At 47.7% G+C, this 17,062-nt stretch carries 13 protein-coding genes; all 13 read right to left on the minus strand.

Annotated elements, in window-relative coordinates; all coding sequences use genetic code 11:
* Position 1 precedes the first annotated feature (1 nt).
* Positions 2–1,096, minus strand: a complete 1,095-nt coding sequence (locus ACTQ1O_RS00615; RefSeq protein WP_441485668.1) for a GntR family transcriptional regulator — start codon at positions 1,094–1,096, stop codon at positions 2–4.
* A gap of 239 nt (positions 1,097–1,335) precedes the next feature.
* The gene (gene araA, locus ACTQ1O_RS00620) at positions 1,336–2,772 is read right to left on the minus strand and encodes an L-arabinose isomerase (RefSeq protein ID WP_441485669.1); all 1,437 of its coding nucleotides are present in this window, start codon (positions 2,770–2,772) and stop codon (positions 1,336–1,338) included.
* Between the two features lie 70 nt (positions 2,773–2,842).
* Positions 2,843–3,808, minus strand: coding sequence for an ABC transporter permease (locus tag ACTQ1O_RS00625; protein ID WP_441485670.1), 966 nt, complete (start codon positions 3,806–3,808; stop codon positions 2,843–2,845).
* Positions 3,809–3,826: 18 nt separating this feature from the next.
* A complete protein-coding gene (locus ACTQ1O_RS00630; protein ID WP_441485671.1) occupies positions 3,827–5,332 on the minus strand; it encodes a sugar ABC transporter ATP-binding protein in 1,506 nt (501 codons plus the stop codon).
* Between the two features lie 12 nt (positions 5,333–5,344).
* Entirely contained in the window at positions 5,345–6,313 is a 969-nt protein-coding gene (locus ACTQ1O_RS00635) for an ABC transporter permease (RefSeq protein WP_441485672.1), read from the minus strand.
* 128 nt (positions 6,314–6,441) lie between these two features.
* Positions 6,442–7,674 (minus strand): sugar ABC transporter substrate-binding protein, encoded by a 1,233-nt coding sequence (locus ACTQ1O_RS00640; RefSeq protein WP_441485673.1) that lies wholly within the window; start codon positions 7,672–7,674, stop codon positions 6,442–6,444.
* 626 nt (positions 7,675–8,300) lie between these two features.
* Positions 8,301–10,004 carry a diguanylate cyclase gene (locus ACTQ1O_RS00645; RefSeq protein WP_441485674.1) on the minus strand — a complete coding sequence of 568 codons (1,704 nt, stop codon included), beginning with the start codon at positions 10,002–10,004 and terminating at the stop codon, positions 8,301–8,303.
* 661 nt (positions 10,005–10,665) lie between these two features.
* Positions 10,666–12,930, minus strand: a complete 2,265-nt coding sequence (gene pflB / locus ACTQ1O_RS00650; RefSeq protein WP_441485675.1) for a formate C-acetyltransferase — start codon at positions 12,928–12,930, stop codon at positions 10,666–10,668.
* A gap of 84 nt (positions 12,931–13,014) precedes the next feature.
* A complete protein-coding gene (gene pflA, locus ACTQ1O_RS00655; protein ID WP_441485676.1) occupies positions 13,015–13,776 on the minus strand; it encodes a pyruvate formate-lyase-activating protein in 762 nt (253 codons plus the stop codon).
* 222 nt (positions 13,777–13,998) lie between these two features.
* Entirely contained in the window at positions 13,999–14,712 is a 714-nt protein-coding gene (locus tag ACTQ1O_RS00660) for a Crp/Fnr family transcriptional regulator (protein ID WP_441485677.1), read from the minus strand.
* Positions 14,713–14,935: 223 nt separating this feature from the next.
* Positions 14,936–15,331, minus strand: a complete 396-nt coding sequence (locus tag ACTQ1O_RS00665; protein WP_441485678.1) for a flavodoxin family protein — start codon at positions 15,329–15,331, stop codon at positions 14,936–14,938.
* A 114-nt stretch (positions 15,332–15,445) separates the two neighbouring features.
* Positions 15,446–16,942 (minus strand): glycoside hydrolase family 32 protein, encoded by a 1,497-nt coding sequence (locus tag ACTQ1O_RS00670; protein ID WP_441485679.1) that lies wholly within the window; start codon positions 16,940–16,942, stop codon positions 15,446–15,448.
* The gene (locus ACTQ1O_RS00675; protein ID WP_441485680.1) at positions 16,917–17,060 is read right to left on the minus strand and encodes a hypothetical protein; all 144 of its coding nucleotides are present in this window, start codon (positions 17,058–17,060) and stop codon (positions 16,917–16,919) included. Before ACTQ1O_RS00675 ends, ACTQ1O_RS00670 begins: the two co-directional genes overlap by 26 nt.
* Positions 17,061–17,062 lie beyond the last annotated feature (2 nt).

The raw sequence follows: 17,062 nt of genomic DNA on the forward strand, positions 1-17,062 counted from the left end.
GTTACTGTTCTGATTTTTCTATCTTCCTCACAGATTCCCGGATCACCGGCTCAGCGTCATACAGATAATTCCCGTCAAAATCCGGATTTTCAATCATTTTCAGAAGATTTTCAGCGACGCGGATTCCGAGCTTTTCCTTCGGATGAGGAAACGAGGTAAAGGGAACGCGGCAGATCGACGCAAGATTGGAATCATCGATGCCGACCACAGAGATGTCCTCCGGCACCTTTACCCCGTGCGACAGCAGGATATTGATCACCTCCATCGCCACCTCATCATTATAGCAGACAACCGCCGTACAACCGGAAAGCCGGTACAGCAGATAATCCTCCAGCCGGTGAATGTTCTGCTGCATGGAAGTATCACACCAGATTACGGAAAAACGCTCAAAAGGAATGTTGTTTCGCATGATCGCATCGACATACCCCTGATAACGGAGCGGTCCCTGACCGTCGTCGGACTTGAATATTCCGGCTATTTTCCTGTGGCCATTCCGGATCAGAAGTTCGGTCGCGTGATCCGCGATCTTCCTGTCGTCAATTCTGACACAGGGTATCTTCAGATCGGGATAAAAGGTATTGAAGAACAGAATCGGAATATGTCTGCTCAGAATCTCCTGATAATATGGAAAATTCGGATTCGGAAGCGCGCTCTGCGTAGCCTCCACAATAAATCCGTCAATATCACTTTTTTCAAGAATCGACTCCAGATTTCTTCTCTCAATATCCGGCCGGTTATCTGTGAATGCGACCTGCGTCGTGTAACCCGCATTCTGCAGAACAGAGACGATCCCCCTCAGAATCGGCGGGAAAATATAGCTTTCATTGAACGTGCTGAGCACGGCGATGTTCATGAACCGCTCTCTTCGAACCGGCTGGAAAGACGCTCCAATATATGTGCCGCTTCCCTGAACCCGCGTCAGAATATGTTCCTTCTCAAGCTCTCCCGTCGCATGGCGGATCGTCTGACGGCTTAACCCGAACTTCTGACTGAGCTCCTTTTCAGACATCAGCTTATCGCCATACCGGAGACTTCCATCCCGGATTCCCTCCTTGATCCATCTGATCACTGTCTGATATTTGGGCTGCTCTGTCATACTTTTTCCTCATTTCTACGAATGTCAGGCTGCGGCTGTTCTGTGTATTCATCCGCAGAAAATTATACTGTCACAAATTACAAGTCTGAAATTTATACAAACACAAGTGATCGTCCGAAAATTATTCGAACACAAATGATGCACCTGAAAATTACCCTATCACAAATTATACACCCGACGCACAGATCATTCACACCATGAAAATTAAATTTTTTCTTTTTTCAGGAAAACGCATCCGTTCAACACGAAAAACGTCTGAGATCCTCCCGGGTTGTATCATCTCCGATTGTGATCAGCTCGGTTCCGGTCAGCCTTGCGAACATCTCAATATCCGCGCGGTCAAGTGCAGTTGATATTACGCTGTGATGTGCGCCTCCCGCATAGCACCATGCCGCGGTTCCGGTCTGAAAATCCGGTTTGTGACGATACATTATCCTCGCAACCGGAAGCTTCGGCATCTGCTCCGGCTGTTTCACAAGCTCAACATCAGCACAGATGATCCGGAAATGATCTCCCATGTCCACAAGCGTCACCTGGATTCCATCTCCGGTTACGCCGTCAAATACCAGCCGGGCAGGATCGTCCTTTCCTCCGATACCAAGCGGATGTACCTGAATCTCCGGCTTGTTCGCGGCAAAGGAGGCCGGAACCTCAAGCATATGAGACGCAAGTTCCAGTTCATTTCCCGGCTGGAGATCATATGTGTAGTCCTCAATGAATCCTGTTGCTCCCTCTCTTCCCTCAGCCATCTTCATCAGAACCGCAGAAAGAGCGGCGATCTTGTAATCCCCCTCCGGTCCGAATCCGACGCCTTTCGCCATCAGATCCTGGGCAGCAAGACCTGGAAGCTGGCGAAGACCAAACAGGTCCTGGAACGTATCGGTAAACGCAGAGCACCCGTTCTCCCGGATGAACTTCTCGAAAGCCACCTCGTATCGTGCCTGCTCACGTACCGCATCGAGATTATCAGTCGCCATGGTATACTTCTCGCTGTATTCCTCCATCTTTGCGTTGATCTCATCGTCCGTCACTTTCGCAGAACGATCCGCAATTTCTCCGATTCCCCAGTACTTAATCTCCCATCCATACCGGATCTCTGCCTCGAGGCGGTTGCCGTCGGTCACCGCAACATCACGCATATTGTTGCCGAACGTTGCAACGCGCAGGTTATGAGAAAATCTGACCGCCTTCGCTACCTGAGCGAAGCGCCGGATTCCGTCCAACACATCCTCGTGTCTGTAATATCCCGCAACAACCTCATGCGGGATGTGCAGTCTTGCAAGGATATATCCAAATTCTCTGTCTCCATGCGCAGACTGATTCAGATTCATGAAGTCCATATCGATCGCATCGTATGGAAGTCTCTCATTTGCCTGTGTGTGCAGATGAAGCAAAGGCTTTCTCAATTCCTGAAGGCCCTTAATCCACATCTTGGCTGGCGAAAACGTATGCATCCATGTGATCACGCCGGCGCAGTCATCATCATCCATTACTTTACGAATATCCTTCACGCAGGTTTCTGAGGTGATGACTGTCGGCAGAAGCTCGATGCGGATTGTGTCCGATAATTTGCTGTTCAGAAACGCTGTCATTTCTCCGGCATCCGCTGCTACCTGGCGAAGACACTCCTCGCCGTAGAGATCCTGACTGCCGACAATGAAATATAGTTTTTCCATTTTATTTTCTCCTAAATAAATCAGTTAATATGCGCTTTTACAGTATGTGGCACGATGTGTCGTATGGGAGTTATTTAATAACCTGAATGGATTGTCTGTCCGCAAAGATCAGTACAAACACCAGGAAGATAACGCTCTCAATCATCTGCATCGTCTGTGTGGACATTCCAAGCATCTGCAGTCCTGACTGAAGAATCGTGTACAGCAGAGCTCCGACGATTACATTCTCAAATCTGACCTTTGCTCCGCCGGAAATCGGCATTCCGCCTAATACCAGCGCAATCAGAATCTGTGTTTCCAGCTGGTTTCCGCCGGAGGACGTAACCGAACCGGCATGTACAATGCTTACAAACGCGGCAAAACCGGTTATTGCTCCGGAGAGCACATATACCCAGAACTTCATCCTGTCTGTTCGGATTCCGGCAAACCGAGCTGCCTTTTCTCCGGCGCCGATTGCCTTCAGGTCTGTTCCGAAACGCGTAAATTCGAAGAAGAAGAAACCGAGTGCCACTATAATCACCATACAGGTGAGCTTCACCGGAATCGTATCATAATTCAGCTGAAGCGCAGCACTTCCTGCTACCGGCGCGTTGCTTGTCAGATACTTGATGATTCCACGGAAGAGGAACATTGTACATATCGTAACAATAAAGGACTTTATCTTGCGGTTTACATAGAAGAAACCGTTAATCGCTCCGATTGCAGCACCGGCAGCGATTCCCGCAAGAATCGCCACTGCGATCGGCGCGAAATTTGACACGGTACAGATCACAATGCCTGCTATGCCGAGAATGGACCCCTGCGAAAAGTCTAGTCCGCCCATCGTCATGATGAAGAATACCCCGGTGCAGGCGATCATCAATGAATAGAGAGAACTTATGGTAAGGCTCAAATTTGTGATCATTCTTCCGCCCGTCAGAATATTAAAGATGATGAAGACAAGGACCAGACCGATCACCGGAAGGACTGCACGGAATGCGGAGGACTGAGCAAAACTCTTCCGCTCCGTTTTATCTGCTTTAACTGCTTTTTCCATAATTGACAATCTCCTTCCTTAAACCATTGTTGCGATCAGCGAGTTCTCATCGAGGCTTCTGCTTCTCATCAGTTCACCGCTGATCTTGCCATCACGCATGATAATGATCCGGTCACACATTCCGATCAGCTCCATCAGCTCCTCGGAAATCATTATGATTGATTTCCCCTCCTTGCGCATCCGGTTCATCAGCTGATAGATATCCTGCTTCACCTTAATATCAATACCTCTGGTCGGAGAATCCAAAACCAGAATATCAGAATCCGCGCCCAGCCAGCGTGCCAGGACAACCTTCTGCTTATTTCCTCCTGAGAGCTCAGAGACAAACTGATTTGTGCCAACCATCTTGACAGACATCTCTTTCGCGTATTTTTCGGCAAATGCCTTATTTGCCCTGTGGTTCTGCAGCTTCAGCGGTCCCTTACCGAGCTTGTCCAGGGAAGGAAGGAGAATGTTGTCGCCGATGCTCTGATTGATCACCACAGACTCATTATCCCGGTCTTTCGAAGTATAGGCGATGCTATGACGGATTGCTGTCGGTATATCATTGATCTCCGTACCGTCTGCCAGCTTCACGCTTCCGGTTCGATCATAAGAGGCTCCGAAAATAGCCTTGCCCACCTCGTGCATTCCGGATTCAGATAGCCCTCCAAAGCCAAGAATCTCACCCTTATGCAGCTGAAATGTCACATTACTGATCATCCTGGGAACAGATACATCATCGACTGTCAGGACTACCTCATCCGATACCTTTTCATCGTAATCCGAACGATAGTAATCTCCTGTCATTTCACGGCCGACCATCATTTTCTTCAGTTCTTCTTCCGACATCTCATTCGACGCAACACAGCCGATGTACACACCGTCGCGAAGAATTGTGATACGATCCGATTTTTCCAGAACCTCCTGAAGATCATGTGAAATAAAGATTACCGTACCCCCATAATCACGCACCCGGTTCATAACCTTGTACAGTTCCTCACGTCCCTCCTGGGAAAGAGCCGTCGTTGTCTCATCCACAACCAGTACCTTTGGCTTGAAATACGTTGACTTCACAATTTCCACAAGCTTCCGGTCCTCAAAATTATAATCATCTACGTAATCCGATGCTTTTATCCGTTCAAATCCATACTCCTTCAGGAGTCTGTTTGCCTCTCTGTTCATTGCCCCGGTATTCTTGATTCCGTGTTTCACAAAACGGTCTTCATGACCGAGGAAGATATTCTCCGCGACCGTAAGCCCGTCCAATGTTCCAAGCTCCTGTACAATAATCGCAATCCCATGATTATTTGCATCTACCTGATTGACCGGTCTGACATCCTTTCCGTCAAGGACAAATCTTCCGCTGTCAATGGAATAGATTCCTGTCAGCATGTTTGTAAGCGTTGATTTTCCGGAACCGTTTTCTCCGATCAGCGCATGAATTTCACCTTTGTAGAATTTTTCAGATACGTGCTGTACCGCCTTAGTGATACCGAAGGTTTTGCAGACGTCTATGGCTTCCAGCCTTACTTCATCACTCATGGTTCCTCCTCCTTACTTGACAATCTCGCCTTTTACGCTTCTTGTGGTTACAGTGATGATAACCAGAAGTGCAAGACCGGTGATAACATCCTGAATTGCCGTCGGTGCGCCAAGAGCTATGAATCCATAAAAAATAATATTCACGAAGAACTCACCGATCACAATTGCCTGAAGCGGAATGCCGTATTTCCTGAATGCCAATCCGAAAAAGCAGCCCATCGTGGGGATAAAGTTACGGCTCATGGAACTCATACCCGTAACGGCCACCATCGAAGATCCGTAACCAATGGAAAGAATTGCCTCAGCTCCGAAGAACGCGCCGGAAATTATAAACGCAATCAGTTTAAAACGATCTACGTTGATACCCATGTTTTTTGCCACAAATTCGTTGGAACCGATCGCATAGGTATAAGTTCCGATTTTGGTATAATTAAGAAGCATATATGCTATAAAAAACGCTGCAGCGGCCAGTACAATCGATCCCGCCGTAGAGCCAAACCAGCGCAGGTTATCGGGAAGGGTCTGCGTCTCACCGTTTGCCACAAAGTTTGCAAGCGATTCGAAGATCAGAGCTGTTCCAACAGTAACGATCATTGAAGGAATGCGCAGCTTCGTATAAAGAAATCCATTCAGCAGTCCGACAAGTCCGCCGGTAATCAGGCTTCCAATTACAAGTCCGAAATAGCCTAGCCCCAGTCTCGAAGCAAAAATACAGCCAACAATTGCAGAAAGAATTATATTCGATCCGATGGAGAAATCGAACATCCCCATAACCATTACAAAATAGAAACCGACCGCACCGGTCGCAGCCATAAGGCCCGCCTGAAAATACGAGATCAGATTTGCCGGAGACCCGAAGTTTCCAGGCGTAAGAATCTTGAATACCGCCCATGCAGCAAATACCAGAGCTGCCAGAATAAGGTATCCTTTCACTTTACCGTTTATTTTTCCGGTTTTTTTATTTTTTACAACAGATTCCATACATTTTACCTCAATTCAAGAATTGGTATAGAACAACCTTGTGCATAATCAAGGCCGGTATCGCCAGGATACCGGCCCGACAACCGATGAATCGCCTGTCTTTTCTTTCTGAAATTCAAAAACCCGCTTTATGAAGCTGAACTTACACTTACATTCTCACCGCCTGCTCTGGATGCGGCATCCTCAATCGAAAGCTTAGACGCGGCATTTGCCAGATCATCAAAGCTCATATCGGACATCTTCACGATTTCATCATCTGTATAAGGAAGCTGATCTACAAAATATTTCTCGTACTGTGCATAGTCATCTGCAGAGGATACATACAGATACGGGAACTGAATCTCATCAAACTTTCCTCCGAAGTCCTTATAATTGCCTTTGATTGCATTATAAACCATCAGGAACGCAAAGAGGGGATCGCAGTAATGTCCTCCAGACTCTCCTGCCATAGATCCATTTGCAAGACGGTCGCCAAGATCCGGAAGGAAGTCTGTAGATACGATATCAATGCTGTCCGTTTTTCCAGCTTTCTCAACTGCCGCAATCGCTCCCTGCAGAGGATCTCCGCCGCCGCCGGCAGGAATCAGTGCATCCAGCTTCGGATCGGACTGCATCAGCGCATCCGCTGCCTTTGCTCCACCATCAGAGGTTGTTCCAGCATACTGCGGCTCGGAAAGCTTCGCCTGATCATCCGGATTCTTTTTGTTCCACTCATCAATGCCTTCCTTGTATCCTTCCCATCTTCCGAGCCAGGTTGCGTCTCCCTGCTCCCATCCGATCAGTCCGATATCGCGGTCGCCTTTGTCCAGAAGCATCTGTGCAAGTTTCTTTCCGTTTTCAACCTCATTCTCATGAACGGCTCCGATATAGTACTCGGAGTCTGTCGCAGCCTTATAAATATCCGGGCTGCTGTCCTTATTGATGATACGGAAGAACTGTGCCAGATAAACCTTGTTATCATTGCAGGTTTTAATTGCCGATGTCATCTCTGTATCGGAAGAGTTGCAGATGATAATTCCCTGACACCCCGCTGCGCAAAGCTGTTCCACAGATGCGGTAACCTTTTCGGATACATGGCCCTGGTCGACATACTGAACATCAACTCCAAGGGCTTTCGCTGCCTCGTCCAGAATCAGCTTACACTGTGATCCGAGTACATCGGTGGAAGACCAGATGGATACACCGATTTTGATCTTGCTGTTGTCTGTTTCCGTTGCCGTTGCCGCAGCAGTACTTGATGTCTTTGCTGCCGCTGAGGCGCTCTTCGATGCAGCAGCGGTACTTCCGCATCCTGTGAGAAGTCCTCCGAGCATGGCTATGGACAGCCCTGCCCCCAGAAGTCTCTTGCCAATTTTTCTCATAACTTTTCCCTCCTCCTTTGCATACATCCCTGTACATAACAAAATTGACATCTGGATCTAAGTGTTTCATGAATACATATTGCAAATACATATTATGCATCTCTTAATGTGGTACATATATATATTTGTGGTATGCAATCATATTGTAATAATACAACTGCAGATTTATCACTTCTCGTTTCCAAATGAACTCCCGTGAAATTATGTAAATTATCGGGGGTTTATCCGGATATTATTGGTGATTCAGCAGATCTATTATCTTTACATCTTGCAGTACTTTGTTAATATGTACAAATCACTTTGTGATTGTTAATGTACCATTTATGTATTTTGCTGTCAATATGTATGGTATATTTTCGTTGTCTTCACTAATTTGTACGTTTAATTTTTGGGAAATTTTCTTCTTTGAAGCATTAAGTTGTACACCTTGTATATCTCAGGTCTAATGTAAGCGCACACGAATACTTCGCATTCGGCTGCAGCTCACTGTTCGCGTAAATAACGGGGCTGCTCCCGCAGATCAGAGAATATATATCCGACCTGCGGGAGCAGCCCCGTTTCACTGCATGCCCTCCTCCAATCGCCGGACGATTCGGCACCGTTCCTTCGATGAATCACGCAGTTTATCATTCATGTTTTTTCAATTTTTCTTTATCCTGAATGAATACATAAAAAATGTCGCCGAAATGCTCATCATGGACCATTCTTCCTATGTCGATTACATTTCGGACATTTCCGTTCTTTGTCAGGATCCGATATTCCACATAGTCATCAAACGTTGATTTCAGCGGATCCGACGAGTTTTTCTCGTGCAGAATCTGATCTCGTATGGACTGTTCCACTTTTATATAATCATCCGGATGAACAATATGACGGAAACTGGAGTGTGTGTATTCCAGAAATTCTCTGTGATTTTTGCATTCGAACAGCCGGACAAGATCATCATTTGCAAATAGAATCCGCTCATCTCCTTCCGCCTGATAGATGAGAACAGCCCCCGGGAGCCCTGTAACCATGCTTCTGACATTAAATCCCATGTAATCCCGGCTGATATTCATCATATCCGATTTGAAATGTAAGACTGTATGTTTTCCTGCGGTTTTCGCAGCGTAGAGCGCACTGTCCATCTGCTTCATCAGCGTTTCACGATCTGAAGCCTGTGACGGAAAATCAGCATATCCGCCGGAAATTGTGTAGCGAATCATCTTCCCGTCAAATTCGAATTTTCTATCCTCTGTGAGTGCATCTAGAATGATCTTCGCACAGTCCTCCGGAGACTTATTTCGAATAATCACGCAGAACTCATCTCCTCCGGTTCTTCCGATCAGACATCCCGGAAAAGCAAAAACAAGGTATTCCGCCAGATCACGCAAAGCAGCATCACCTGCCACATGGCCGTACAGATCATTAATCAGCTTAAAATCATCCAGATCGATAAACACACCTGTCATCTCATTCCTGTCATACGAACTGCAGTAATCATCCAGATGTGCAATCAGACCGCCCCGGTTGTACAGACCCGTCAGATGATCGCGGTATACAAGCATCCCGAGTTCCCGGTTCTTTTCAACAAGTATGGAATTATATTTTCTGCTGAATAAACCCGCCGTTATCATCGTGACAATCAATGCGGCAATCATCATGATTAAATTTGCACGAAACACATAGGGCAGGAGATGTCTTCGCTGAATTGTTTCGTATTCCTGGATACTGGAAAGATTTTCGCCTTCACAGATGACCCAGTTATATTCCCTGTACAATCGGCAGTAAGTCATCTTCTCGGTCACCTTGTCGCTGTGCAGTTCTTTAAAATAATACCGGTAAAATCCACTTCCGGATCGGTTGACCAGATCAAGTTCCTCCTGGTAAGGCTTATTGCCCTGTTCGTCTGTGGTATTCGTCGAAAGCTTTTCTCCCTCGGTATCCGGAAGATTCGGATGCATCAGACGAATCGCATATCCGTCACCGCCGTTGTAATCAATGATCTCATTGACCCATATATATCTTCCGTTTTCATATTCACTTAAATGTATTTTCGCATATAATCGATTCTGGATCACGTTCTTTATCTCTGAATCTGACTTTCCTTCTTTTTTCAGACGTTCTTTGGTATTTTCAATATCCCGGATAATGTTATCGACCGAATTCTTCAGCACTTTCTCATCCGAAGCAAGCATAATATTGGAAATAACCTCTGAATTCTTGCTCAAAAGCAGTCTGGTGCTGACGGTGAAAATCACGATAAGCTCAACTGCAACGAGTATAAACATAATCAGATTGATTCTCAGAGCAAAATTACTTCTCCCCGAGTGATATGAATTCTTCTTCATGATAAATCACCTGTGCATATAATCGATCGCAGCCTTCTCTGCCGCGATTTTCCTATAGAAACACGCATATATGCAATCGTATAACCGATTCTCCCCGTCACACTTCATAATCAGATGACCATTTTCACGGTCTATGGTGTTGACATTTTTCTCCGGATTCCGTTTGAATCTTTTTTTCAAACAGACAAAACGCTTTTCAATTATACAACAGACTCGTAAATCTTTCAGCAAAAATATTTCAGTCCCGAAATCTTCAATAAGCCACAAATGATAAAACCCTAAAATCTTCAGCTTTCACATTTTACACACCGCAGCGCACACAACGAGATAAAACACGCTGCGCGAGTTTTATCTCGCTATCGCGACGCTCGCCGCACACGAATGCTTCGCATTCGGCTGCGGCTCACTGTTCGCGTAAAAAACAGGGGCTGTCGCATAATCTTGCAACAACCCCGTTTTTACGATTTTGAAAATGTAATGGATCAACATTACCAGTCAGGGAAGAACCTGAGGATATCTTTGTATTTGAAAATAACTCTTTATATCTCCGTTCTTTAACGAAATATATATATTTCTGTCAAAATGACCTGCATTCCCAAATATATATTTCTGTTGAAATGGCTGGCCTGAATTCCTTTGATTGAAAAATATATTTCCGATTTTACATTTTCTCGTGAATGCATCTGGAGATAACATCCAGCTGCTGTTCTCTCGTAAGGTCGATGAACTTCACCGCATAACCGCTGACACGAATTGTGAAGTTTGCGTATTCCGGCTTCTCCGGATGCTCCATCGCGTCCTTAAGCTTCTCCAGACCAAAGACATTGACATTGAGATGATGCGCGCCCTGATCGAAGTATCCGTCCAGTACCCGGACCAGATTCTCTTTTCTTGAATTATCATCATGGCCGAGCGCTCCAGGGTTGATCGTCTGTGTGTTTGAGATGCCGTCAAGAGCGTACTCATACGGAAGCTTTGCCACGGAATTCAGGGAAGCCAGAAGGCCGTTCTGTTCCGCTCCGTAAGCCGGGTTTGCTCCGGGAGCAAACGGCTTGTAAGCCTCTCTTCCGTCCGGAAGTGCTCCGGTTGCCTTTCCGTATACCACATTGGATGTGATGGTGAGGATCGAAGTAGTCGGCTCAGAATTCCGATAGGTGTGATGCTTTCTGATCTTCTTCATAAAGGTCTTGAGCAGCCATACGGCGATGTCGTCGGCTCTGCTGTCATCATTTCCGTAGCGCGGGAAATCTCCCTCGATCTCATAATCAGTCACAAGTCCGGACTCATCACGGACGGTTTTTACCTTTGCGTATTTGATCGCGCTCAGGGAATCGACGACATGTGAGAATCCTGCGATTCCGGTCGCAAAGGTTCTGCGGACATCGGTATCGATCAGTGCCATCTCTGCCGACTCATAATAATATTTATCATGCATATACTGGATCAGATTCAGGATATTCACATAAAGATCTGCAAGCCAGTCCATCATGATGTCGAACTTGTGAAGAACTTCGTCGTAATCGAGATATTCAGAGGTGATCGGCGCGTACTCCGGCCCCACCTGCATATGGTTTCCCTGCTTGTCCAGGAATTTTTCATCCTTTCCTCCATTGATTGCGTACAGGAGGCACTTCGCGAGGTTTGCTCTCGCGCCGAAGAACTGCATTTCCTTTCCGGTCTGTGTCGCGCTGACGCAGCAGCAGATGCTGTAGTCGTCTCCCCAGACCGGTTTCATCACATCATCGTTCTCATACTGAATAGATGAAGTCCGGATTGAAATGGAAGCCGCGTATTTCTTGAAGCTCTCCGGAAGTGCGGAGCTGTAAAGCACCGTCAGATTCGGCTCCGGAGACGGTCCCATGTTCTCCAGGGTGTGAAGGAAACGATAGTCATTTTTTGTGACCATGGAACGGCCGTCCATGCCGATTCCCGCAACCTCAAGTGTTGCCCATACGGGATCGCCGGAAAACAGCTCATTGTAGCTTGGAATACGCGCAAATTTTACCATGCGGAACTTCATGGTCAGATGATCAATCAGCTCCTGCGCCTCTTTCTCCGTGAGAGTTCCCTCTTTCAGATCACGCTCAATGTAGATGTCCAGGAAGGTTGAGATTCTTCCGACAGACATTGCAGCTCCGTTCTGTGTCTTGATTGCGGCAAGGTAACCGAAATACAGCCACTGAACCGCCTCCCTCGCATTCTTTGCCGGTGCGGAAATATCGTATCCATATGCCTCCGCCATCTTTTTCATGCCCTTAAGTGCACGGATCTGCTCGCTGATTTCCTCTCTCAGACGGATGACATCATCGGTCATCGTTCCGTCTCCGCAGTTCGCGAAATCTTCCTGTTTCTTCGCGATCAGATGATCGATTCCGTACAGAGCAACTCTCCGGTAATCACCGACGATTCGGCCTCTGCCATATGTGTCCGGAAGACCCGTTACAATATGAGAATGTCTTGCCTTCCTCATTTCCGGTGTATACGCGTCAAAAACGGCCTGATTATGTGTCTTGTGATATTCTGTAAAGATCTTGTGGAACTTGTCATTGATATGATATCCATACGTCTCGGCAGCCTCTTCAGCCATCTTGATTCCGCCGTAAGGCATGAACGCTCTCTTCAGCGGTTTGTCTGTCTGAAGTCCGACGATCTTCTCAAGATCCTTTGTGGATTCATCGATGTATCCTGCGCCGTAAGCGGTCAGTCCGGAAACGACCTCTGTTTCACAGTCAAGCACGCCTCCCTTTGCGCGCTCCTGTTTCTGCAGCTCCTGTACCTTACCCCACAGAATATCGGTTGCCTCTGTCGGTCCTTCGAGGAAGCTCTCGTCGCCGTCATACGGAGTGTAATTCTTCTGGATGAAATCACGGACATCGATATCGTCCGTCCATTTGCTGCCCTTAAAGTCTCTCCACTCGTTTCTCATAGCTCTGTCTCCTTTCTTTCTTGTTGTCTGCTATCATCAGTCTTTACAACTGTTAACTGTGCTGCTGAAAATCCTTCCTGCGCTTTACGCGCTCTTTTCACCGGAAGTCTGCGGATGTTCACCGGCGCCGAGAATGTTTTCCGCTGCTCTCACCTGCTGCGCCGTGGGACTCTTAACCCCCCCCAGCGCATACGGAATACCGAGCAGTTTCCACTTGTAGGCGCCCATCGTGTGATACGGCAGTACCTCTACCTTCTGAACATTACTCAGTCCGTTCAGGAACTTCCGCTCCTTTTTCAGATCCTCCGACGCGTCGGTCCAGCCGGGGACAAGTACCTGGCGGATCCACACGGGCTTCCCGATTTCATTCAGATAGCGGATCATGGACAGGATGTTCTCATTCCTGACGCCTGTCAGCTTCCGGTGTTTTTCCGGATCCATCTCCTTGATATCCACAAGAAGCAGATCTGTATATTGCATCAGATTTCTGAATTTTTCGAACCATTCTCCCTCGCTCGTGAATGGCTGTCCCGCTGTGTCAATGACCGTGTGAATTCCTTTTTCCTTTGCCTTCCGGAACAGCTCCGTGACGAAGTCAATCTGGAGAAGAGGTTCTCCGCCGGACACCGTGATTCCGCCCTCATCGCCCCAGTAAGGACGATATCTTAACGCCTGATCAATCAGCTCATCCGCACTTCTCATATCATCGGACTGAAGCTTCCAGGTATCCGCGTTGTGACAGAATTTACACCGCATCGCACATCCCTGCAGAAAAATTACGAAACGGACGCCGGGCCCGTCTACCGAGCCAAATGTCTCTATCGAATGAATTCTTCCCCTGATCATGTTCTGCCTCCTTTGAAAACGCAAAAGAAAAACCGCCTGTCACAGAGGCTTTCACGAACGGCTCCATATTCCTCCGTTCCTCAGCTTTCCGTGTCAGACGGTTCTGTCATCTGCCATCTGTCAGCTCCCTGTGACAAGCTGATCGTAACAGAATATGGCAGACAACTCCTTGATTATAATCAAATTTAAGTTATTTTTTTAACACATTTTGGGGTCTGATTTTCAACCTGTTTTTTCGGTATATTCCCGCAGTTTCTTATGATCTATCACCTTCAGACACCCGCGGCCCAGCCTTTTCACCATTCCTTCCTTCTCCAGAAACGAAATGTTCCGGCTGACCGTTTCCGGCCGCAGATTGACCGAGGACGCAATGTCATCCAGCTTCAAATTGATCACATCTCCAAGGCATTTTCGTTCCCTTCGCAGCAGAAAAGCAGCTACCCTCTGACGGGGCTCACGAATGGAAAGGACGAAGATCTTATCCTCCGCGTCAGTGATATCACTGGCAAGAACCTCAATCATATTGAACGATATCTGAGGATTTTCGGTGATCATCCGCATAATGACCGATCGGGGAATCTCACAGGTCTTCACCTCTTCCAGAGCTACCACATCATAATTATACCGGTGCTCCTTCAAAAAGATGCCGTGCCACACACTCTGGCCGTCATGAAGAACATCCAGGATATGTTCCTCCCCCATGACATCCGTTCTCGATATTTTCACCTTTCCCCTGCGTATGATGATGATTGAATCAATGCTGTCGTTCTCGGATACGATACGCACGTCTGCAGGATAGATATGATGAACCGAATGATTAACCAGCCTTTTCTGAATCTCCGGAGACAGTCCCCGGAACAGCCGCACCTCGGAAATACAGAATTTGTTCCGTTCCCGAAATTCACAGTTTTCTCTGTTGCATCCCTCTTTTTCCATAGAATTCCTCCACTGTTCCGGACATTCAATCATGCAGCGCGCCGGGCTGTCAATTATGCCTGTTCCATTGCCCGGAAAACGAGATAAAACACGCTGCGCGAGTTTTTTCTCGCTATCGCGACGCTCGCCGCACACGAATACTTTGTATTCGGCTGCGGCTCACTGTTCGCGTAAATTACGGACGGTGCATGAAATCTTCATGCGCCGTCCGCTCGTCTCTGCCTCAGGCAAGAAACTGCCTGGCAAAAGCTTCCGCCTCTCTCAGCTGTTTATCCCCGGGCTTGCCGCGGAAATAAAATGTCCGATCCTCTACGGGAATTCCCTTTGCCTCCAGTTCCTTCCGAATGAGTTCGATTGCATGCTTTGATACCCAGGAAGTGGAGAAGATAACCGCTTTCCTGACCTCTTCCTTCTTCAGGCTGCGCAGATATTCCGTCAGTTTTCTGTCAATGCCGTAGGCATAGAGTGCGCCGCCGACAAACAGGATATCCACTGTTCCTGGAAGTGCCGCATCCGGTGCGTCTGCCGAAACCGCCTCCGTCCCTGCGGCCTTTGCGATTGCCTCCGCCGCAGCCCTTGTGTTACCTGATCTTGAATAATATCTCACTGCAATATCCATGCTCAACCTCCTGAATCGTAAAGTGTCAACAAATTCAGAATAGGTTCCATTTCTGCAGCTGTCAAGAAGGTCATTAAATATCAGCTTCCATTTCCGCAGCTGTCAAGAAGGTCATTACATATTCAGAAGATAACTCGTGATATCCACAGCCGCTTCTCCGCGCGCACGAACCGAAATTCCCTCTGCCTCCGGATCCGAGTAATGCGCCATGCTCATGACTGTTTCTCCGTCATTCACGAAGACTTCTGCACTGAATCGGTCCAGAATCATCCTCAGCTTCAGACCTTCATCTGCCGGAGATACCTTCGCCGTTCTTGAATGAAGCACATCCCGGATCACCCCGGAATGAGACCGGTCTATTGTGAGGGTCTGATCCTGCGGACGGTAGATGACAGCGCAGTAATGACTGCCTCCTTCCGCGAAACGGATTTCAACCTCCCGACAATCCTTCTCCGGACGTATTTCACAGATCAGGTCTGCGCATTTTCCGGAAAGTGCAGGATCTGTGAAGATACGGCTGTCGTCAATCTCAACATTCAGTCTCTCGACCTTGTCCGTCCTGTACTTCTCCAGCTCACGGACAGGTCTCTGCATCAGATGTCCATCCCGGATCGTCAGCTCTCTCGGGAGAGATACCTGGCCAAACCACTTCGCATTGTCCACGCGATAAGGCACAGTATCCCAGCTCTGCATCCAGCCGGTGAGAATCCTCCTCCCGTCCGGCGAGAGCACTGTCTGGGTCGCGTAAAAATCGATTCCATCATCAACCGGATGAACAAATTCCTCCCGGAAACACCCGTTCTCATCTTCCTCATCGAGATGGCCGATCATGCAGAGCACATTGTTGCCTGCATGGAATCCAAGGCTGTCCGGCTCCATATCCTGCGGGCTCATCAGAATCACGCTTTTGCCATCAAGCAAAAAATAATCCGGGCATTCCCACATTCTGCCGAACCGTCCGTGATTTACTGCCAGCTTTGACAGATAGGACCAGTGAAACGCGTCCGGGCTTGTGAAGAGCAGAAGCTGCCCTGTCTCATCCTCAGCCCGGTTCGCGACTACACACCTCCAGGATCCATCGGACTCCCGCCAGATTTTCGGATCACGAAAATCAATACGGCTCGCGCCTTCCGGCAAATCCAGCTCGGAAAGAACCGGATTGCCGGGATATTTCTGATAATCCACGCCGTCACCGATGGCAAGATTCTGTGTCTGCACATCACAGATGGTTCCATCGAGGTGCTTCTCCCGGCGGCATCCGGTATACATCAGAAGATGCCTACCGTCCGGAAGTTCTGCAGCGCCTCCTGAAAAGCATCCCGCTTCCCGGTCCGGAAATGTGTCCGGTGCAAGCGCACAGGGTCTGTTCTCCCAGCGGATCAGATCCTTTGTCACCGCATGTCCCCAGTGCATCGGGCCCCACTGTGTATCATAAGGATTGTATTGATAAAACATGTGGTATTCACCCTGATACCATGAAAATCCGTTCGGGTCATTCATCCACCCGACTCTTGGAGTGAGATGAAACGCCGGTCTCTCCTCCGGACGGATCTTCTTTTCATTTAACTGTTCTGTAATTCTTGCCTTAAGAAGTTCGTCTGATCTGTACATCAATCTGCTTCCTTTCATACTCTGTTTCGTTTCTCCGGTAATTCCCGGATTTCATTTTCATGATAACGATATGGTTTCTGATGTTCATCACCATGATAACGATATGGTTTTCTGCCATTA

Origin of the sequence: Bilifractor sp. LCP21S3_A7, assembly GCF_052118825.1 — a bacterium.
Taxonomy (GTDB): Bacteria; Bacillota; Clostridia; order Lachnospirales; family Lachnospiraceae; genus Bilifractor.

Bases quoted from the DNA above. Each gene is read 5' to 3' on its own strand.
- ACTQ1O_RS00615 (WP_441485668.1), bottom strand. From the start codon at position 1,096: ATGACAGAGCAGCCCAAATATCAGACAGTGATCAGATGGATCAAGGAG.
- araA (WP_441485669.1), bottom strand. From the start codon at position 2,772: ATGGAAAAACTATATTTCATTGTCGGCAGTCAGGATCTCTACGGCGAG.
- ACTQ1O_RS00625 (WP_441485670.1), bottom strand. From the start codon at position 3,808: ATGGAAAAAGCAGTTAAAGCAGATAAAACGGAGCGGAAGAGTTTTGCT.
- ACTQ1O_RS00630 (WP_441485671.1), bottom strand. From the start codon at position 5,332: ATGAGTGATGAAGTAAGGCTGGAAGCCATAGACGTCTGCAAAACCTTC.
- ACTQ1O_RS00635 (WP_441485672.1), bottom strand. From the start codon at position 6,313: ATGGAATCTGTTGTAAAAAATAAAAAAACCGGAAAAATAAACGGTAAA.
- ACTQ1O_RS00640 (WP_441485673.1), bottom strand. From the start codon at position 7,674: ATGAGAAAAATTGGCAAGAGACTTCTGGGGGCAGGGCTGTCCATAGCC.
- ACTQ1O_RS00645 (WP_441485674.1), bottom strand. From the start codon at position 10,004: ATGAAGAAGAATTCATATCACTCGGGGAGAAGTAATTTTGCTCTGAGA.
- pflB (WP_441485675.1), bottom strand. From the start codon at position 12,930: ATGAGAAACGAGTGGAGAGACTTTAAGGGCAGCAAATGGACGGACGAT.
- pflA (WP_441485676.1), bottom strand. From the start codon at position 13,776: ATGATCAGGGGAAGAATTCATTCGATAGAGACATTTGGCTCGGTAGAC.
- ACTQ1O_RS00660 (WP_441485677.1), bottom strand. From the start codon at position 14,712: ATGGAAAAAGAGGGATGCAACAGAGAAAACTGTGAATTTCGGGAACGG.
- ACTQ1O_RS00665 (WP_441485678.1), bottom strand. From the start codon at position 15,331: ATGGATATTGCAGTGAGATATTATTCAAGATCAGGTAACACAAGGGCT.
- ACTQ1O_RS00670 (WP_441485679.1), bottom strand. From the start codon at position 16,942: ATGTACAGATCAGACGAACTTCTTAAGGCAAGAATTACAGAACAGTTA.
- ACTQ1O_RS00675 (WP_441485680.1), bottom strand. From the start codon at position 17,060: ATGGCAGAAAACCATATCGTTATCATGGTGATGAACATCAGAAACCAT.